At 47.3% G+C, this 20,030-nt stretch carries 15 protein-coding genes; 8 read left to right on the top strand and 7 right to left on the bottom strand.

What is annotated here, in order from left to right; translation table 11 throughout:
• Positions 1-18: 18 nt before the first annotated feature.
• The 7 genes from NQ542_RS17575 to NQ542_RS17545 all read right to left on the bottom strand — a co-directional run bounded on the left by NQ542_RS17575 (position 19) and on the right by NQ542_RS17545 (position 9,128).
• On the bottom strand, positions 19-1,212 hold the full coding sequence (locus tag NQ542_RS17575; RefSeq protein WP_005650434.1) for a glycoside hydrolase family 97 catalytic domain-containing protein: 1,194 nt from the start codon (positions 1,210-1,212) through the stop codon (positions 19-21).
• Entirely contained in the window at positions 1,151-3,151 is a 2,001-nt protein-coding gene (locus NQ542_RS17570) for a glycoside hydrolase family 97 protein (protein WP_005637184.1), read from the bottom strand. Before NQ542_RS17570 ends, NQ542_RS17575 begins: the two co-directional genes overlap by 62 nt.
• A 167-nt stretch (positions 3,152-3,318) precedes the next feature.
• Entirely contained in the window at positions 3,319-4,668 is a 1,350-nt protein-coding gene (locus NQ542_RS17565; RefSeq protein WP_086004233.1) for a TolC family protein, read from the bottom strand.
• A 17-nt stretch (positions 4,669-4,685) separates the two neighbouring features.
• Entirely contained in the window at positions 4,686-5,807 is a 1,122-nt protein-coding gene (locus NQ542_RS17560) for an efflux RND transporter periplasmic adaptor subunit (RefSeq protein WP_005637191.1), read from the bottom strand.
• A gap of 86 nt (positions 5,808-5,893) precedes the next feature.
• On the bottom strand, positions 5,894-7,156 hold the full coding sequence (locus NQ542_RS17555; RefSeq protein WP_036724415.1) for an ABC transporter permease: 1,263 nt from the start codon (positions 7,154-7,156) through the stop codon (positions 5,894-5,896).
• A 30-nt stretch (positions 7,157-7,186) separates the two neighbouring features.
• Positions 7,187-8,452: an ABC transporter permease gene (locus NQ542_RS17550; RefSeq protein WP_005637195.1), complete on the bottom strand. Its 1,266-nt coding sequence runs from the start codon at positions 8,450-8,452 to the stop codon at positions 7,187-7,189.
• On the bottom strand, positions 8,445-9,128 hold the full coding sequence (locus NQ542_RS17545) for an ABC transporter ATP-binding protein (RefSeq protein WP_005650440.1): 684 nt from the start codon (positions 9,126-9,128) through the stop codon (positions 8,445-8,447). Before NQ542_RS17545 ends, NQ542_RS17550 begins: the two co-directional genes overlap by 8 nt.
• A 358-nt stretch (positions 9,129-9,486) precedes the next feature.
• Here NQ542_RS17545 and purT point away from each other — a divergent pair, with 358 nt between their 5' ends.
• The 8 genes from purT to NQ542_RS17505 all read left to right on the top strand — a co-directional run bounded on the left by purT (position 9,487) and on the right by NQ542_RS17505 (position 19,987).
• The gene (gene purT / locus NQ542_RS17540) at positions 9,487-10,668 is read left to right on the top strand and encodes a formate-dependent phosphoribosylglycinamide formyltransferase (protein ID WP_005650442.1); all 1,182 of its coding nucleotides are present in this window, start codon (positions 9,487-9,489) and stop codon (positions 10,666-10,668) included.
• Between the two features lie 98 nt (positions 10,669-10,766).
• Positions 10,767-11,489 (top strand): MBL fold metallo-hydrolase, encoded by a 723-nt coding sequence (locus NQ542_RS17535; protein WP_005637202.1) that lies wholly within the window; start codon positions 10,767-10,769, stop codon positions 11,487-11,489.
• 28 nt (positions 11,490-11,517) lie between these two features.
• On the top strand, positions 11,518-11,895 hold the full coding sequence (locus tag NQ542_RS17530) for a VOC family protein (protein WP_005637205.1): 378 nt from the start codon (positions 11,518-11,520) through the stop codon (positions 11,893-11,895).
• 120 nt (positions 11,896-12,015) lie between these two features.
• Entirely contained in the window at positions 12,016-12,978 is a 963-nt protein-coding gene (locus NQ542_RS17525) for an ROK family protein (protein ID WP_005637207.1), read from the top strand.
• Between the two features lie 103 nt (positions 12,979-13,081).
• Positions 13,082-13,597, top strand: a complete 516-nt coding sequence (locus tag NQ542_RS17520) for an NUDIX domain-containing protein (protein WP_005650444.1) — start codon at positions 13,082-13,084, stop codon at positions 13,595-13,597.
• Positions 13,598-13,679: 82 nt separating this feature from the next.
• Positions 13,680-16,679: a tetratricopeptide repeat protein gene (locus tag NQ542_RS17515; protein WP_005637209.1), complete on the top strand. Its 3,000-nt coding sequence runs from the start codon at positions 13,680-13,682 to the stop codon at positions 16,677-16,679.
• Positions 16,680-16,688: 9 nt separating this feature from the next.
• On the top strand, positions 16,689-18,440 hold the full coding sequence (locus NQ542_RS17510) for a TonB-dependent receptor (protein WP_005637211.1): 1,752 nt from the start codon (positions 16,689-16,691) through the stop codon (positions 18,438-18,440).
• Positions 18,441-18,658: 218 nt separating this feature from the next.
• Entirely contained in the window at positions 18,659-19,987 is a 1,329-nt protein-coding gene (locus NQ542_RS17505) for an MATE family efflux transporter (protein ID WP_005637216.1), read from the top strand.
• The last annotated feature ends 43 nt before the right edge of the window (positions 19,988-20,030 follow it).

Raw genomic sequence — 20,030 nt, 5'->3', positions numbered from 1 at the left:
ACGTAATTTGAAATAAATCTATTGGAAATTAAGAATCGAAAAATGCAGCACACAGCCGCTATTACCGACCAAATCAATGATAACCTCATTGCGGTTCTCCAACCTGATTTTCTTGGTATCGACGACATCCTTTTTCTCCTCGGAAGCCTGATAATAGAGTGTGGCGGTATAGCCCTTTCTGTTTTTCAGAAAATCAAGGGGTAAGGAGATTTGTTTCTTGTCTCCGGCATTCAACATGCTTACATACCAATCGGACCCCGAACGGCGGGCGACCACAACATATTTGCCCATTTCTCCATCCAAGAAGCGGGTTTCGCCCCATACGGTCGGAATAGAATTATAAAAACGAGTTGCGGCATCTGTTTTGATCACAGATTCGGCAGAGCCTGCGCCACCGGCTCGCCTCGGTGATTTTTCGGGGCGGTCATACCAATAGACAAACTGCCAAGGACTATAAATAGCGACCAATTTAGCCAACTGGGCAGCACGTCCTCCCATCTTTTCCGTGACTCTTTCCGCAAAATAACAATTGGTATAATCACCAGCTCCACAAATCATGCGATTATATAATGTATAGATGGCTTGGTCTAGCGACGGGCTTTCTTCGTCACCGCGGATACCTTCCTGAGTCAATAAATTCGGATACGTGCGTGAATAACCCGTCGGACGATATTCGTCGTGGATATCAACTATCAATTCATATTTGGCTGCTTTGCGTACTGCCTGATGCAACCATGCCGTAGCGTATTGGTCGCCCACATTCACAAAACCATATTTTACACCTTTGATCCCCCATTTCTTATATAAAGGCAGAATTTCATCCAGTTGCTGATGCAGTGCCTTTTTATTCACATAAACCAGTATTCCAACTCCTTTTGAATTGGCATATTCTATTACTTTAGGCAAATCAAGCGGTCCTTTCGAACGGGCCGGATCAACCGTAACGGTGGTCGCATCCGATTTCACATCTTCTTCCGCCCCATACCAACCGGCATCAAACAGCACATAGGCTATATTGTTTTCTGCGGCAAAATCAATACAAGCCATACTGCCAGCCGTTGTCAATGTAACTTCACGAATTACCTGTCCGGGCTTGATCCAGCTAGTGTTCGCAATCTGATTAGGTTCGTTCAGATTAAGTATGAAGTAATTATTCTCGACCAATTTTCCAGGAAGGGCTGACAAGCGGAAAAGCCGCTTGCTCACCAACACGCATGGACGGAGTTTTCTTAATAACAAGACACGCACCACCGCCCGGTGCCAACTTCAATGCCAGTTTATCATTGTTTGTCAGTTGCCAAGTCGTAACTTTCAAGCTTTCCCGGTTTGTCAGATAGTGGGCATCGTCGCCGTCTTCGATGACTTCAACAGTATATTTTCCTTTTTCCAAGAAAGAAAGAGGCAGATCTATCGTCCTTCCGGACTCATTCGTGGCCGCACCGACTAAGTAGGCATCCTCCGTTTCACGCATCATCACGATATACTCCCCGATTTCACCGGCCAGGGTACGGCTCTCTTTCCACGGCATCTTTTGGGCAGACAGGAAGTTCAACAAAGCCGGGTACTTCCGGTAGTATTCTGGAATATCCGGCAAAATAGTCACGCCAGAAAAAGCAATCAACGTACGGGCAGCTTCCGAAACCAGTGTGGAAGGAACCGGCTGACTCTCGTCCACACGTGTCGTATGCCCTTGGCGAAGGTCAAACATTCCGTTGTTCATATCGATCGGACCGGCAACCATATTGACGAAAACGGTCGTCACAAATGTTTTAGGCTCGAACACATGATGTCCGTCCAACTGGGCATGGCAATATTCGCGTGTCACAGCGTTCGGCCAAGTACGCATTTGTCCGTATGGATGAACCGGACCGTCATGGAAATCGACCAACAAGTGATTTTGAGCACAAAGCTCCGTGATCTTTTTCGTCCACCGGTTCTTTTCTTCTTGTGTTCCGCTCATAAAACCGTATTTAACCCCGGCTGCTCCCCAATCCCCATACTGTTTCAAGGTCTTTTCTATCGGATATTTCCGACCTCCGACATCATTCAGATAAAGCCAGATTCCGACACCTTTCTCTTTTCCATATTTCAACAGCCGTTGCACATCCTGCGCTTTTTCTCCTTTAACCGGATCGGAATCCGATTCGAATTCCGGTCCATACCAATTGGCATCCAACACCAGGTATTTGAAACCCTGCTCGGCAGCGAAATCGACCATTCGTACCCAGGAAGGATAAGACATCCCGTATGTAAATCCATCCCACACAGCTCCGTTGATACGCCAGTCCCAGACAGCCAACCCCGGTTTCACCCACGAAAAATCATAACGAGAGTCGGGATCCGGATTCAGCAACTCCAACAAATGGGAATCGGTCAACACGCCAGGTGTCGTCCCATACAAAACGACACGCCAGGCTGATGTATATCCCGGCGACAGACTGGTCGGCTTGGAAGCGACCGAAAAGAGCGATTCCCCCCCCTTAGATTGTAAAACAAGAGGTGCTCCTGTTTCCAGGCAGGCTTCATGGATTGCCATATAATGTTTATCACCCGCCTTCACGGTCATCACCGGCAAACGGGTTCCATCTGTTTCCGTCAACTTTTCGGGTCCTATATTATGATTTTCGCCATTATAGAACCATGCCGTATAATCTCCTGCAAAGTTATAGGCCGTCAATTCGGACTGCACATTTACACACGGTCCTTTTCCATCCGGTATTTTATAACAGAATGCAAAGCCGTCATTATATCCACGGACAACCAACTGCATCCGCTCCGGTTGTCCGGCCGGATTCACCAAATCGATCACCAATTCATTAAAATGATCTTCAACCACAGCCCGTTTACCCCAAAGCGGTTTCCATTCATCCCGTACTTTCCGGTCGGATACTTTCTCTATTTTCCAACCGGAAGAAGGAACCGTCTCCTGTGATTCCAATTTGAAACCCAGCGGAGATTCTTTGATCAATATTTCTCTATTAGCTGCAAAAGTGTAGGTCAGCAAACCGTCGTTATGTCGCTGAATAGCCATCTTCAACTTTTTGTCGGGAGAGAAAACCTGATAAAGTTTGGGAAGATATTGGGCCCAAACGCTGTCCCCCTCCAGCCAAACGAATAGCAGCAAAACTAATGTCACAAATCTTGCATTCATAATATGTTTTTCTAGGTATTAATATTAGATCCACTCCATTAAACGATTATACTTTCATGGTCCTTGAATTGTAAATCATAATCTCTCGGACAAATATAAGAACAAAAAGAAGGTTTCCATCGCAGAGACCTTCTTTTTCTTAAACAAATGTGTCTAACCTAAATATGTTATAGTGTTATTGGTGTGCCGTTATAGAAGTCCAAGATTTTGGTGCGGAAAATGAAGTCATACTTGGCCTGAGCCTGTTCGGACAAGCTCTGGGCATACTTCGTTTTGGCTTCGCTGTATTCAAAAACCGTACTCTTACCGGCGGCATAACGATCTTCGGCATAAGAGAAAGCCTCCTTGCTAGCGAGGACAGATTTGTCGGATGCGGTATATTTCTCCTGGGCAGCAGTCGCATTGTAGTAGGCTTGCTGGATTTCTTTATACAACACCTTCTTCGTATTCTCCATCATCAACTCCCGGTTCCGGATATTGATACGGGCGGAGCGGACACTGTTACGAACCTGAAAGCGGTTGAACAGCGGGATACTCAAGCTGAACCCGATCGTCTTACGCCCGTTATTCTTCAACTGGTCGCTGAAAGGAAGATTCGTATATTCGCCATCACCGGAATAATGGTAATAGCCGTTGCTGTAGCTGGCGCCGAAATTCAGTTTCGGATAATAACCTGCCCGAGCCACTTTCAGCATTTTCTTCTGGCTTTCCAAGAGAAATTCCTGCTCCTTGATCTGCGGCTTGAAAGCGACAGCATGATCATAGACATTGTCCGGAGGAAGGATGCTGCCCATATACTGTTCAACCGCATCTTCTATTTCAGGGACTACGATATCGAAATTTTCACCGTCGCGTTCCAGTTCGAGGCTTTGCGTCAAGTCGAGCAATGCCAGTTTCACATTGTTACGCGCTTCGGTCAGCGAGACTTCGTCCTTCGCTAGCTGCGCTTTCATATCGTATAACTGGGAAAGGGGAACCTTCCCGTTCTTTACCAATGCTTCGGTTTTCACGACCTGCTCATTGCTCAGCGCAACCTGCAACTCGGCAATCTTTTGGACTTCCTTATTATACAAAACCTGCAAATAGTAGGAAGCAACATTAATCGACAAGTCTTCCTTCGCCTTATTCAAAGTCTCGACAGCCGCTTTCAAGTCCAGCTTGCGGGCAGCGATATCGTTGGGAATACGCAAGCCGTCGAATATCGGCATGCTCAAAGAGACAGATGCCGAAGTATTAGCCGAGTTCTGATCCACAATCACACCTGATTTGGAAGGAGAACGTCCAAAGTCGAAGTTCTGTCCGACATTGGCATTCAGATCGGGCAACCAACTGAACTTGCTGGTATGCAATTCTACTCTCCGGCTTTCCTGATCCTGCTCTTTTTGCTTCAGATCGATGTTATGCTCAATTGCATAACGGATGCATTCTTCCAAAGACCATCGTTTGGAGAGTTCCTGCCCCCAAGCAAAAGTACCGGAAAGAAACAAAGTCGTAGCTATTATTAATTGGCTTCTCATCATTTTATCGTTTACAATTATTTCTTATTCGGATCGACAATCGCCCCGCGTACCTTTTCGTTTTCGGCAAGACCTTCCTTAATCTCGATCTTGATACCATCGGACAAACCTACCTTAACGGCACGCTTTTCAAACTTCTGTTCCGGCTTTTCCGCTTTTACTACCTGTACGAAAGTAGAATCACCGCTAAACTCGACACAGCTTTCGGGTACGGACAATACATTCTCCGCACGCTTCAACACAATCTCGGCGTTGGCACTGTAGCCGGCACGGATAAAGGCATCGCCTGGCATATGCACGGCTGCCTTCACCTCAAACAGCACAGCCCCGTTCTCTTCCACACCTTTAGGAGCCACATACTCCAGTTCAGCATCGAACGTGCGGCTTTCCATAGCGCCAACCGTCAATTTGATCGGCATTCCTTCATGGATACGGCCGACTTCCGTCTCGTCTACTTTCCCCCTAAAGATCATATTGCTCATATCGGCAACAGTAGCGATCGTCGTACCGTCGTTGAAAGTATTCGATTGGATCACCGAGTTACCGACCTTGATAGGCACATCCAAGATCATACCGGTGATAGTAGAACGAACCTGTGTCGTACTGGAAGCGGCAGACCGTTTAGAGATACCTTCACGGATAATCTCAAGAGCATCCTGAGCGTTCTCTGCCTCTTCCTGCGCCTTTTTATAGTTGGCAAGAGATGTTTCGTAATCTTCTTTGGAGATAACCCCCTGTTTATGCAACTCTTTATCCCGCTTGAAGGTAGCACTGATCTGTTCGAGGTTGATCTTCGCCACCCGTACACGCGATTCGGCACTATTCAACTGAACCATTTCAGGAATAACCTTGATACGAGCAATGATCTCCCCTTCTTTCACCATCTGTCCAGCTTCTTTCAGCAATTCGGAGATGATACCCGACATTTGCGGTTTGATAAGGACTTCATCACGAGGTTCGACCTTTCCGGTCGCCACGGTCTTCGTCTCAATCGTGTCACGTGCAGGGGTAACCAACTCATAGAGGGTAATGACAGGTTGCGCTTTCTTCCACAAGAAATAGAAAGTGCCGACAACAGCAACTCCCACAAATACCAAAAAGATGATCCGCAGGACTTTTTTTACGATACGATTCTTCATAACTATACTTTTTTATTAATTGACAATGGAAATATTTATGATTTATACGTAGACACAAATTATAAATCATAAATCTGAAATCCAATTCACTCTTCCCTGATAGCATCTATCGCCTTGATCTGCATGGCACGCCAGGCCGGGATCAATCCGGCAAGGAGACCGCTGAACAACAGAATTACGGTAGCTGCCACCGCTGTCCCGATATGGATTTCGGGATTGGAAAAAAACGTGTCGTTAGACACATCTCCGTCGCTTGCCATCGCATTGTTCACCACATCGAGCAGGAATACCCCCACGCTAAGCCCGATCAACCCGGCAAGGGATGTCAACAGCAGGCTCTCACTCATGATCTGCGATATAATATCGAAAGGCTTCGCACCGATCGCACGGCGCACTCCGATCTCGCGTGTCCGCTCCCGAACTGTCACCATCATAATATTACTAACCCCAATAATACCAGCCAGCAGAGTTCCGATACCGACAAGCCAAACCAGAATATTAATACCGGTGAACAACATATCGAATGTTTCGAACTGTTTGGCTATCGTAAAGCTGCTGATAGCATGTTCGTCCGTCGGGGAAATTTCGTTCTGCGAACGCAGGACCGTCTTTATGTCTTCCACCATCTTATCACAGGAATAACCGTCGTCGGCCGTCGCACAGAGGAACCAGAACTTGTCTCCCTGGTTGGAAGCCTGCTGGAGCGTCTTAAACGGGATCATTACGCTTTCCTCCGTACGCCCGCCAATCTGGGCACGGGGCTTCGGCTTGATCACACCGACTACCTGGTAATAGATGCCATTCACCCGTATGTACTGTCCGATCGGATCTTCATCCGGGGCAAAAAGGACTTCGCGCACGATATTACCGATCAGGCACACCTTACGCTTTTCGATCATGTCGATTTCATTTAACAAGCGTCCCGCCAAGATATGCTGCGTTTCGATATTGAAATATTCAGAATAGACGCCACGCACGTTATATGTACCAGCTTTCTGTCCTCTCACTACATTATTCTGTCCGCCCCATTGCATAATCATCGGCGAAAGATAGCGCACTCCTTTCACACGCTGGCGGATCGTCTCCAAGTCGCGGTTGCGCATCTGCCAGTAACGCCCTTTCTTATACCCTTTGTAGGGTTCGCCGGTCCGTTCGGAAAAGAAGAATGCGGAGTTCGTCGAAAAACCGTCGACGTTCTTCAACACGCCATTCTTAAAACCGTTGCCGGAACCCAACAGGATCACCAGCATCAGGATGCCCCAGAACACACCGAAGCCGGTCAGCAGGCTACGGGTTTTATTACGGGTGATCGTCACCCATATTTCCACCCAGCGATCTATATCAAATATGAACATAATCTTTCTATTTTCAATTACCAATTATTCATTGCGCATGGCCTCGATCGCCGTGATCTTGACCGCCTTGCGGGCAGGGAAATAGCCTGCCAACACACCTGCTCCGATGATCAAGGCCGTAGCAGACAACGCCACACTGAGGTTCACCGTCGGGTTCAGGAAGATACTCATGTCATCCTGTGAAACATTCTTTCCGGCATTCATCATCTCCATGACCGAATTGATTCCTTCCGTCAACCCGATTCCTAAGATCATCCCCAAATAACCGAACACCGCCGTGATCAGGATCGATTCGACAATGATCAGTTTCAGGATGGAGAACGGAGTCGCCCCTATCGCCTTCCGGATGCCGAACTCCCTCGTCCGCTCACGTACCGTTATCAGCATGATGTTGCTCACGCCTACGATCCCGGCAGTCAGTGTCCCGATGCCGATCACCCAGATAAAGAGGGCGATACCGTTCATCATCCCATTCAGCATCATGAAGTTTTCGAGCGTGCTCCACATACCGATCGCCCGCCGGTCTTCGGGGTCGAACTTATGCCGCGCTCCCATCTGCTGGCGGAAACGTTTCTCGAAAGCGTCAAATTCTTCCTGCGTGGAAATACCTTTCACCGTAAAGATGATCTCATCCAGTCCGTAGCCGGCGTTATACAAGGTCTGCGCCGTACTGAAAGGGATATAGGCCGGCGCGTTGTTGTCGTTGTCCTCCGCCTTATAGACACCGATAACCTGGTATGCGACACTTCCGGCATTCACATATTTGCCCAACGGGTCCTCGCCTTTGAAAAGTACTTCTTTCATGCGGGGACTCAAGACAATCACCTTCCTTTTTTCCTTTACATCTATATCATTGATAAAACGGCCGTTTCCTACCGTCATTTCGATATTGTCAATCACCGCCTTCGAAGGGTGCACTCCGTTCAGGGAATAGGCATTATATTCGTCTCCGTAGGAAAGCGTATCGCTCCGGCTGATACTCGCCGTGATCAAATCCACTTCGGGATTTTCGCGAGGGATGGCAATCAGATCTTCATCTTTGTATTCGATCCTCCGGTTCATCTGCATTCCCTTGTACGGCTTGCTCGTGTAGCGCGGCCATGTCTCCACCCGATTCAGGCTAAAGTTGCGAAAGTTCGACATGATCCCGTTCTTCATCCCGTTTCCTGCCCCCAAGAGGACAATCAACATGAAAATCCCCCATGCTACGGAAAAGCCGGTCAGGAAGGTACGGAGTTTATTCTTTTGGATCGTACTCCATATTTCTCGGAAATTATCAAAGTCAAACATGTCCCAATCCTTTTTCTATTGTTTCTATCAGACCGTCTTTCACGCGGATAATGCGGTCGGTTGCCTCGGCCACGGAAGGTTCGTGCGTCACGATCACCATCGTCAGCCCTTCGAGGTTTACTTTCCGGAGCAGCTCCATCACCTCGACCGTCGTCTTGCTGTCCAACGCTCCGGTCGGCTCATCCGCCAGGATCACCTGCGGCTTGGCAATCAGGGCGCGGGCAATGGCAACACGCTGTTTCTGCCCGCCGGACATTTCGTTCGGCATATGTTCCGCCCAGTCTTTCAGCCCGACCATATCTAAATATTCCAACGCCATAGCATTCCGTTTCTTCCGGCTTATACCCTGGTAATACAGGGGCAAGGCAACATTTTCCATCGCATTTTTGAATGAAATCAGATTAAAGGACTGGAAGATGAAACCGATCATCCGGTTACGCAGTTCCGCCGCGCGGGTTTCGCTCAGATTGCGGATCAACTGCCCGTTCAGGGTGTAAGTGCCCGTATCGTATGTATCCAGTATTCCCAAGATATTCAGCAGTGTGGATTTTCCCGATCCGGACGCGCCCATAATAGACACCATCTCTCCCTTCTCTATATCCAGGTCTATGCCTTTCAAAACGTGCAGCGGCGCACCGTTGAAATACGTTTTGTTAATTCCTTCCAGATGAATCATCATATTTGTTGTTACTTTTATCTATTAGACGAACATTTTGCGAAATCGTTACATAAATAGAAAAATATTTTGTCATTAACTGCCACAAATATATGCTTTACCAAGATACCTTGTATCACAAGGTACTTATATTTAACCCAAATTAACCTCACATAGGTATATATTTCTTTGTAGAAAACGACATTTACATCTGCATGGAAACCTAATCAGATTTGCATCTATTTTATTTTCTACAATGTCGAAAACAGATTACACTTGTATCCATTCGGAAATCCCCTATTGAGAACCACTTGTCAATTGCCAATATTACTGTACCTTTGCACCTATGAACAAAAGAAATATAATACATTCAATAAATATGGTAACAATAGGAACACCGAAGTCGGCTACCGCAACGAAAGTTTTGCTCTGCGGTTCTGGCGAATTAGGCAAAGAATTTGTAATTGAATTACAGCGTTATGGAGTGGAAGTAATCGCTTTGGACAAATATGCAGATGCTCCGGCCATGCAAGTCGCCCACCGTTCGTATGTCGTATCGATGTTGGACGGAGACGCTTTGCGCGAGATTGTAGAAAAAGAAAAACCAGATTATATCGTTCCCGAAGTGGAGGCCATCGCAACACAGACGTTGATGGAACTGGAAAAAGAAGGATTCCATGTCATCCCGACAGCCCGTGCCACCTGGTTGACTATGAATCGCGAAGGCATCCGCCGTCTGGCTGCCGAGGAATTGGGTTTGCCGACCTCTCCTTATCGTTTTGCCGAGACAGAAGAAGAATTTATCGAGGCTGTCAAAGTTATCGGAATGCCATGTGTCGTCAAGCCGATCATGAGCTCGAGCGGACACGGACAAAGCATTATCCGTAAAGAAGAAGATATCGACCGCTCCTGGCACTATGCACAGGAAGGCGGACGTGCCGGCGCCGGAAAAGTGATCGTGGAAGGGTTTGTCGATTTCGATTACGAAATCACCCAGTTGACCGTCCGTCATATTGGAGGCACATCATTCCTAGAACCGGTCGGACACGTACAGGTTGACGGCGACTATCGTGAATCCTGGCAACCACAGGCAATGAACCCGGTTGCCAAAGAAAAGGCACGCGAAATTGCAGGCAAAATCACGGAGGCGCTCGGCGGCCGCGGTATTTTCGGGGTCGAATTGTTTGTTAAGGGCGAAGATGTCATTTTCAGCGAAGTCTCTCCCCGTCCGCATGACACAGGAATGGTCACAATGATCACGCAGGATCTTTCGCAGTTCGCTTTGCATGCCCGTGCTATATTAGGCCTACCGATCCCGAACATAGCTTTTCACGGTGCAGGCGCTTCGCGTGCTGTTGTGGTCGAAGGGGACAGCAACCAACTTTCATTAGGCAACCTGGATAAGGTCTTGGAACAGCCGGACACCCAAATGCGCTTCTTCGGTAAACCGGAAGTCCACGGACATCGCCGTATGGCAGTGCTGCTGGCACGCGGATTGGATGTGGCCGATGCACGCCGAAAGACAGGGGTGATGATGGAGCAACTGGAAATAAAGTTGTAATATCGTAATCAGCATTGACCGGACGCAAACGAACGCTGATTTGCACAACAAGAATGCGACCTTCCGTGTTTTGTTTATAAAAAGAAAGGAAAATATACATGAGACTTACTTATATCTACCATAGTGGTTTTGCTATCGAGGCAGACGAATTTGCCATTTTGATCGATTATTATAAAGACACAGGGAGGTCACCGGAAAAAGGTTTCGTGCATGAGAAACTATTGAATCGTGCGGGTACATTATATGTATTGTCATCCCATTTCCATCCGGATCATTTCAATCCGGAGGTTTTGAGATGGAAAACATACAAAAAAGATATCGTCTATCTTTTCGGCAAAGATATTTTGAAAAGGAACCGGGCAGGGAAAGAAGATGCGATCTATCTCAAAAAAGAAGATTCTTATGAAGATCATAACCTGTGGATCAAGGCATTCGGATCAACAGACTCCGGCATATCCTTCCTGATCGAAGCCGAAGGGAAACGCCTTTTCCATGCCGGCGACCTAAATAACTGGCACTGGAAAGACGAATCGACTCCCGAAGAAGTCGCAGAAGCAGAACAAAATTATCTGAAAGAATTAGGTGATTTGGCAAAGGCGACCGACAAGCTAGATGCTACCATGTTTCCGGTCGATCCGCGTATCGGGACCGACTTCATGCGCGGTGCACAACAGTTTGTAGATCATATCAAAACCAATATCTTTGTACCGATGCATTTTTGGGATCGTCCGGCGGAGGTGGTTGCTTTCAGACCTTACGCGGAATTGCGTGGTTGCCGGTATGCGTTGATATCCGTTCCGGGAGAAGGGACAGACATTTGAAAATAGAAAATAAAAAAATAGAGAGAAAATGGAAATAAAGAGCAGATTTGATCATTTTAATATCAATGTCTTGGATCTGGACAGAAGTATTGCGTTTTATGGAAAAGCGCTTGGTTTGAAAGAACATCACCGCAAGGAAGCGACAGACGGTTCGTTCACCTTGGTTTATCTGACAGACAACGAGACAGGATTTCTGTTGGAACTGACCTGGCTTCGCGACCGGAAAGAAGCATACGAATTGGGAGACAATGAAAGCCATCTCTGTTTCCGTGTAGCCGGCGATTATGACAAGGTACGCGAATATCACCGAGAACTCGGATACATCTGTTTCGAAAATAACGAGATGGGCTTGTATTTCATCAATGATCCAGACGATTATTGGATTGAAATTTTACCTGCTAAATAACATATCGGGTAACATATTCACGTCCATTTCGGTTTTTTTTGAATAAAATCATTGTACCTTACCAGATTCCTCTTATATTTGCTTTCCAGAAAAAGCATTATTAATCTAAAATATAAAATCATGGAGAAGCCTTATGTAGTAGGTATCGATATAGGTGGTACCAATACTGTTTTTGGCGTAGTAGATGCAAGAGGAACGATCTTGTACAGTAGTTCAATTAAAACCGGAAAGTATACTGATGTCGACGATTATGTCAGCGAACTTGCAAATGGCCTGAAATTAGTGATCGACCAGGCAGGCGGTGTAGATAAAATAAAAGGTATAGGTGTAGGAGCTCCGAACGGTAACTTCTTTAACGGTTGTATCGAATTTGCACCAAACCTTCCTTGGAAAGGTAAAATTCCTTTGGCTCAGTTAATCAGCGAAAAGGTGGGTGGTGTGCCCGTGGCATTGACAAATGATGCGAATGCAGCTGCTATCGGTGAAATGACGTATGGTGCTGCCCGCGGTATGAAAGACTTTATCGTGATCACATTAGGTACAGGTGTCGGGAGCGGCATCGTAATCGGCGGTAACCTGGTTTACGGGCATGATGGATTTGCAGGCGAGCTAGGTCACGTGATCATGCGTCGTAATAACGGACGTCCTTGTGGTTGTGGTCGTCAAGGTTGTTTGGAAGCATATGCTTCTGCTACAGGAGTTGCCCGTACGGCACGCGAATTTCTGGAAATCCGTAAGGATGACAGCTTGCTTCGCGAATTGGATCCGGACGAAATCACATCCAAAGACGTGTATGACGCAGCAATGAAGAATGACAAGCTGGCTTTGGAAATCTTCGAATTCACAGGTAACATCCTGGGTGAAGCATTCGCTGATTTCGTTGCATTCTCCAGCCCAGAAGCGATCATCCTGTTCGGAGGCCTAACTAAAGCCGGAGATCTGATTATGAATCCGATCAAACGTTCAATGGAAAAGAACATGTTGAAAGTGTTCGAAGGCAAGACAAAATTATTATTCTCCCAATTGAAAGAAAGCGATGCAGCCGTATTGGGCGCAAGCGCACTGGGTTGGGAAGTGAAGTAATAAAAACACAAAGCTATTTCAGGCACGGATTTCGCGGATTGCACAGTTTGTTAGAACAGTGAAATCCGTGTAATCCGTGCCTGACTATTAAATATAAAATATCATGTCCCATCCTTTACATCAATTTACGTATTGTCCGAAATGCGGAGCCAGGACATTTGTGGAACGCAACGAGAAAGCCAAACAATGCACAACTTGTGGGTTCGTCTATTATTTCAATCCTTCCTCGGCTGTCGCCTGCTTCATCCGCAATTCAAAAGGAGAACTGCTGTTGGTACGTCGTGCCAAAGAACCCGCTAAAGGGACACTCGACTTGCCGGGAGGCTTTGTCGATATGTATGAATCAGCCGAAGATGCAGCCCACCGGGAAGTGAAAGAGGAAACGGGACTTGACATCGCCGGCTGCCGTTATCTCTTTTCCATTCCCAATCTTTATCCCTATTCCGGCTTCGAGGTACATACGGTCGATATGTTCTTCGAATGTCTGACCGAATCCTTCGACGGAGCAAAAGCTGAAGACGATGCAGCCGAGATCATTATTCTGCCAGCCAACCAGTTGAATTCGGACGATTTCGGATTGCAATCTATCAAAAAAGCAGTAGACCGCTATATAAAGTAATATATTTCTTATATTTGCAACTTAGAACCAACATATACCGTTATATTTATATATATATCTGTATTATAAAAGCTAAGGAGTGATGAAAAGAATACTTATTCCACTGTGCATAGTGGTGGGGAGTCATGTCGCATACGGGCAGCGGTCGTACCAGTTTGATGCACCGGATCGCCTATTTGTAGAAGGGAAAGAGTTGTTTAGTTTAAAAAATTATGCCGGTTGCATTGACAAGTTGGAGGCTTACAAACAGCATTCCACGAATGCCGACCTGATCCAAGAGGCAGACTATATGCTGGTCTATGCCGCTTATGAACAGGGACGCCCTAATGCAGACGAGTTGCTAAAAGACTATCTGGAAGAATATCCAGCTTCCCGCCATAGCGACGAGATCGGTTACATGATCGGTTCCGTACATTTCAAACGCGGTGAATATGAAAAAGCTATTTTCTGGTTCAACGAAGCCGATATCGACATGTTAAGTCCCGAACAGCAGGAGGCTTATTCTTTCCGTCTGGCTTATTCGCTGTTGCAGACTGGTGAGATGGAAAAAGCCCGCGGCTACTTCGCACGGATCGAGCAGGTCGGAGACAAATATAAGGAAGCCTCGACCTATTATGTCGCCTACATCGACTACGCGATGGGGAATTACAACAATGCTCTGATCGAGTTTTCCCGTCTGAAAGAGAGCCCGAAATACCGCGAGCAGTCACAATACTACATCGCACAGATTTATTTTATCCAGAGCAAATACGAAAAGGTAGTGAAAGAAGGTGAAGAGCTTCTCTCTCTATATCCCGATAGCAAGAACAACAGCGAGATGTACCGGATCGTCGGTGATTCATATTATCATTTAGGCGACCAGGAAAAAGCGATCCGGATGTTGAGCAAATATGTTTCATCTACGGAAAACCCGCTCCGCAGCGATCTGTACATTTTAGGTGTATGCTACTTCAATAAAGGGAATTACAGCAATACGGTCAACGCCCTGAGCCGGACCGTACGCCAGAACGACGAGCTGACACAGAACGCCTATCTCTATCTCGGACAGTCTTACCTGAAGTTAGGCGACAAAAACAATGCCCGCATGGCATTCGAGGCTGCTGCCACCTCTTCATTCGACAAACAGATAAAGGAAGTCGCCATGTACAACTACGCATTGCTCATCCACGAAACGGCATTTACAGGGTTCGGCGAGTCGGTGACGATCTTCGAAGACTTCCTGAACGATTTTCCTAACTCGCAATACGCAGACAAGGTGAACGACTATCTGGTCGAAGTCTACCTGACTACCAAAAACTACGAAGCCGCTTTGAAATCAATCAACAAGATCAAACATCCGAGCACCAAGATACTGGAAGCCAAACAGGACATCCTTTTCCAACTCGGAACACAGGCTTTTGCCAATGTCAAGCTGGATGACGCCGTTAGTTTGTTCAGCCAGGCAATCCAGCTCGGTTCTTATAATATGGAAGCCCGCAACGACGCCTATTTCTGGCGTGGCGAATCCTACTACCGCATGGGAGAATATGAAAACGCGATATCGGACTATCGCACGTATCTGAACAATACGCGCCAGCGCAATACGGACATGTATGCTCTGGCTTATTATAACTTAGGTTACAGCTATTTCAAACTGAGGGATTACAGTGCGGCCCTGAACCGTTTCCGCCAATATGTCGACCTGGAAAGTAATCGGCAGGCCGCTTCTTTGGCTGACGCTTACAACCGTATCGGCGATTGCCTGTATCAGAACCGCCAGTTCAGTCTGGCAGAAGAAAACTATTCACGTGCAGCCCAGTTGTCTCCTTCCGCTGGCGATTACTCGATCTACCAGAAAGGATTCCTGTTAGGGTTGCAGAAAGACTATAAAGGCAAGATCAGCGCAATGGACCGCCTGATCAGCGAATATCCGGAATCGCAATATGTAGACGATGCGTTGTTCGAGAAAGGACGCTCTTATGTCTTGCTCGAAAACAGCTCTTCCGCCGCACAGGCGTTCGAAAAGCTGATCCGCGAATTTCCTCTGAGCAGCCTGGCACGTAAAGCAGGCATCCAGCTCGGTTTACTATACTACAACGACAACCAGCCGGAAAAGGCGCTCGCCGCCTACAAGCAGGTGATCAGCAATTATCCGGGTAGCGAAGAAGCTAAAATCGCATTGCAGGATTTGAAGTCTGTTTATATCGACCTCAACGATATCAATGCTTATGCCAGCTATGTGAACTCCATAGGCGGCAACATCCGCTTGGAAGTAGGCGAACAGGATTCGCTGACCTATATCGCCGCCGAAAAACTCTTCATGCGCGGTGACAACGACGGTGCTCGCCGTAGCCTGATCAACTACCTGCAAACATTCCCCGAAGGGGCGTTCAGTTCGAATGCCAACTTCTACTTAGGTAGCATCGCTTTTGCCAAGAAAGAGTTCGACGAAGCCATCCAACGGTTCAAATCGGTCATTGCCAGCGGCGACACCAAGTTCCTCGAAGAATCGGTTGCCCGCACGGCCGAAATCGAATACCTGAGCAAAGATTATCCGGCCGCATTGGAAAGCTTCAAACGCTTGCAGATCGTAGCCGAGAATCCGGAGAACAGACAGGCCGCCCGTTTAGGCATCATGCGCTGCGCCTTGCAGACGGGACAGCAAAAGGATGCCCTTCTGGCGGCAGACGAATTGCTGAAAGAACCGAAGCTCTCTCCCGAACTGGAAGCCGAAGCCCGTTACGTACGTGCTAAAGCCTATATCGCCCAAAAACAGGCGAACAAGGCGCTTGCCGACCTGAAAGAATTGAGCAAAGATACCCGTACGGTACACGGTGCGGAGGCCAAATATCTGTTGGCCCAACTATATTACGATACCAACGATGACAAGAATGCCGAAAAGGTGCTCATGAACTTCATTGAGAACGGTACGCCTCACCAATACTGGCTGGCTCGCGGATTTATCCTGCTGGCCGACATCTATATCCGCCAGGGTGATGACTTCCAGGCTCGTCAATACCTCACCAGCCTGCAGAACAATTATAAAGGTGACGACGATATCGCCGGTATGATAGAAAATAGATTGGGTAAACTTAAGAACTAAGAAAAAGTGATGAAGACAATATACAACATCAAAGCACTGTGTGTGATGGCCCTGTTAGGGAGTGTCGCAACCGTCAGCGCACAGGAAGACAAAACGAAGGAAAAAAACCTGAACCGGGAAATGACGCTTGAACGCGAATATGACCCGACCGTACAGGATGCCAGCAAAGTGAACACATTGCCGGTCATCAAAGAACCGGTTGTCAAGAAGATGGCGATCGACTACGCGACTTTCACCGTCCCCGCCGATCCGGAGAAGGAGATCAGCCTCCTGCCTTCAGGCAATATCATGACGGATATCCAGTACAACAAACGCCGCGGTTATTTCAACTTCGGCGGCGGTACGTATCTGAACCTGAACGGCGACTTAGGCTACCACATCCTGAGCACGGACAAGGATAAGCTGAATATCTGGTTCTCCCATCGTTCGACGAACGGGAAGGTGAAATATATCGATACGGACTTCGACAAGGTTAAGGCCAAATTGAATGATAACTTAGGTGGACTCAACTTCAAACACGCATTTGAAAAACTATCGTTGGACATGGGGATCAAATACGGATACTCCGCATTCAATTACTACGGGCTACCGGTTTACAGTCCCGAATCATCAGTAACATTAGTTCCGGAAAATTTCGACCGTGAGACCAATCAGGTAAACCAGACTATCCAGGCAAAGATCGGAGTCGAATCGAAAGAAGACGCTCCTGTCGGCTATCTGTTAGATCTCGGATATACCAACTTCTCCCATAAATATGCGTTAAGCAAGGAGCAGGACGGACCTACGGAACATACGTTCGACGTAAAGTTTGATTTGAACGCCCGTTTCGGCGGTGAACAGCGCATCGGATTAGGAGGAAACGTAGAATACTTCAATTACAGCCTGCCGACAATGGGCGGACAGGAATATCTGGAATTTGAAAACCATGCCGAAGCAACTCTTTCGCCTTATTACAAAGTGTCGGGAGACAATTGGAATTTGAAGTTAGGTGCGAACATCATGTTCGTGACCGGTGACAACAGCAAATTCATGGCCTCCCCGAATATTACGGCTGACGTGGAAGTTGCCGATAAAACCGAGCTTTACCTGGTTGCCGGTGGCAAACTCTACTCAAACAGCATGTACGAAATTTCGCAGGTCAACCGCTATATCAACCCGACGATGGAGCTGCTTCCTTCCCGTAACTATCTGGATGGGACGGTCGGTATCAGAAGCGGTATCGCTCCCGGTTTCTGGTTCGATGTATTCGGGGGATATAAGATCACGAGTGATGAAGTTTTCTTTGCTCCGACGCTCCTTGCTCCAAGTGTGCAAGGCGATATTTTTGCCAATACCAGTAGAGCTTTGCAAGCAAATGCAAAACATGCGTTCGGCGGTGTCAATCTGAAATATAGCTATCAGCAATTATTCGACATCAACCTGAAAGGTGTCTACAATAGTTGGAACGTCGACGATATCGAAGATGCTTACGGCAAACCCGAAATGGAATTGACAGCCGGCATCACCGTCCGTCCGATCAGCCAAGTAACTGCTTCTTTGGATTATTATTTAGCAACCGGCCGCAAGACGTTCTTAGGAAGATCGGAAGGTGAAAAGATGAAAAACATCAACGAACTCAACCTGACCGGAACTTACACCCTAAATGACACCTTCGGGCTGTATCTGAAACTGAACAACGTCCTGTTCCAGAAATACGAACTCTATTACGGCTATCCGATGCAGAGTTTCAGCGCGATGATCGGGGTAAACATCAATTTCTGATACTAATTTTTATCCGTACAGCCTGCCGCCACTCGCGACAGGCTGTTTTTGTTTATAGAGAAGCTGGCATGAAACATGCGAGGCTGTTTTCCAACAAAAACATCCCGGCATGAGGCATGTAGAGGCTGTTTTCAGGCAAAAGCTCCCCGGCATGCTGCATGCCGACATCTTTTCAGCGGAAAACATCGTATCTTTGTCCCCGAATTAAATAAACAAACATGCAAGGAACAAAAAATCTGACAGAAGGGCCTATTAAAAAGCAACTGTTCAACCTGGCGCTTCCCATCATGGGAACCTCGTTTATACAAATGGCCTACAGTATCACCGATATGGCCTGGGTAGGGCGTCTGGGTAGCGAAGCGGTAGCCGCTATCGGAGCTGTCGGTATCCTGACGTGGATGACGACTTCGATCTCCTATCTGAATAAAGTGGGTTCGGAAGTCAGCGTGGCACAAAGCATCGGAGCCCGTGAGGAAGATGATGCCCGCGCCTTTGCCTCCCACAACCTGACGATCGCCCTTATGATTTCCGTCTGTTGGGGATTTCTGCTGTTCGTCCTGGCAAATCCGATCATCAGTTTCTTCAAGCTCGACACAGAAATTTCCGGCACAGCAGTATCTTATCTCAAGATCGTGGCAACCGGGTTTCCGTTCATTTTCTTGGCAGCCGCCTGTACCGGAATTTATAATGCGGCTGGACTAAGTAAAATCCCGTTCTATGTCAGCGGTAGCGGATTGATCATGAATATGGTACTCGATCCGTTGTTTATATTCGGGTTTGGAATGGGAACAAACGGAGCGGCTTGTGCGACTTGGTTGTCGGAAGCGACCGTACTGGCCATCTTTATCTATTACCTGAAAAAGAAAAAACGGCTGTTCGGAGGATTCCCTTTCCTCATCCGGTTGAAAAGCCGCTACAGCAGACGAATCTTTCAGTTGGGGCTTCCCGTAGCACTGCTAAACAGTCTGTTTGCCGTTATCAACCTGATGATGGCACGCACGGCCTCCACCTATGGCGGACATATCGGACTGATGACGATGACAGCCGGCGGACAGATCGAAGCGATCGCCTGGAATACCTCGCAAGGATTCAGCACGGCTCTAAGCACGTTCGTGGCGCAAAACTTTGCCGCCCGGAAAAAAGAACGTGTCCTGGGTGCTTACCATACGACACTGAAAATGACTGCCCTGTTCGGAATCTTCTGTACGTTGCTTTTCGTGTTCTTCGGCAGCGAAGTATTCTCACTGATCATACCCGAAAAGGCCGCTTATGAGGCAGGAGGCGTTTTCCTTCGCATCGACGGCTACTCTATGTTGTTCATGATGCTGGAAATAACAATGCAGGGATTATTCTACGGTACGGGCCGCACGCTCCCACCCGCCATCATCAGCATCACGTTCAACAGCCTTCGTATCCCAATGGCGATCGGGTTGACAGCAATGGGGCTGGGCATTACCGGTGTCTGGTGGGCAATCAGCATTTCCAGTATGCTGAAAGGGATCGTCGCATTCATTTGGTTCCGTATTTTACAGAAGAAGATATTGTGATACAAACAAACTATTCCTTATTTTTGCCGGATAATAACAAATA

It is taken from the genome of Parabacteroides merdae ATCC 43184 (assembly GCF_025151215.1).
Taxonomy (GTDB): domain Bacteria; phylum Bacteroidota; class Bacteroidia; order Bacteroidales; family Tannerellaceae; genus Parabacteroides; species Parabacteroides merdae.
Note: the sequence above shows the minus strand (reverse complement) of the source record. Positions and strands in the feature narration are given on the sequence as shown.

Excerpts from the sequence above, each read along its gene's own strand:
- NQ542_RS17570 (WP_005637184.1), bottom strand. The coding sequence starts at position 3,151 with ATGAATGCAAGATTTGTGACATTAGTTTTGCTGCTATTCGTTTGGCTG.
- NQ542_RS17565 (WP_086004233.1), bottom strand. The coding sequence starts at position 4,668 with ATGAGAAGCCAATTAATAATAGCTACGACTTTGTTTCTTTCCGGTACT.
- NQ542_RS17560 (WP_005637191.1), bottom strand. The coding sequence starts at position 5,807 with ATGAAGAATCGTATCGTAAAAAAAGTCCTGCGGATCATCTTTTTGGTA.
- NQ542_RS17550 (WP_005637195.1), bottom strand. The coding sequence starts at position 8,452 with ATGTTTGACTTTGATAATTTCCGAGAAATATGGAGTACGATCCAAAAG.
- NQ542_RS17545 (WP_005650440.1), bottom strand. The coding sequence starts at position 9,128 with ATGATTCATCTGGAAGGAATTAACAAAACGTATTTCAACGGTGCGCCG.
- purT (WP_005650442.1), top strand. The coding sequence starts at position 9,487 with ATGGTAACAATAGGAACACCGAAGTCGGCTACCGCAACGAAAGTTTTG.
- NQ542_RS17535 (WP_005637202.1), top strand. The coding sequence starts at position 10,767 with ATGAGACTTACTTATATCTACCATAGTGGTTTTGCTATCGAGGCAGAC.
- NQ542_RS17530 (WP_005637205.1), top strand. The coding sequence starts at position 11,518 with ATGGAAATAAAGAGCAGATTTGATCATTTTAATATCAATGTCTTGGAT.
- NQ542_RS17525 (WP_005637207.1), top strand. The coding sequence starts at position 12,016 with ATGGAGAAGCCTTATGTAGTAGGTATCGATATAGGTGGTACCAATACT.
- NQ542_RS17520 (WP_005650444.1), top strand. The coding sequence starts at position 13,082 with ATGTCCCATCCTTTACATCAATTTACGTATTGTCCGAAATGCGGAGCC.
- NQ542_RS17515 (WP_005637209.1), top strand. The coding sequence starts at position 13,680 with ATGAAAAGAATACTTATTCCACTGTGCATAGTGGTGGGGAGTCATGTC.
- NQ542_RS17510 (WP_005637211.1), top strand. The coding sequence starts at position 16,689 with ATGAAGACAATATACAACATCAAAGCACTGTGTGTGATGGCCCTGTTA.
- NQ542_RS17505 (WP_005637216.1), top strand. The coding sequence starts at position 18,659 with ATGCAAGGAACAAAAAATCTGACAGAAGGGCCTATTAAAAAGCAACTG.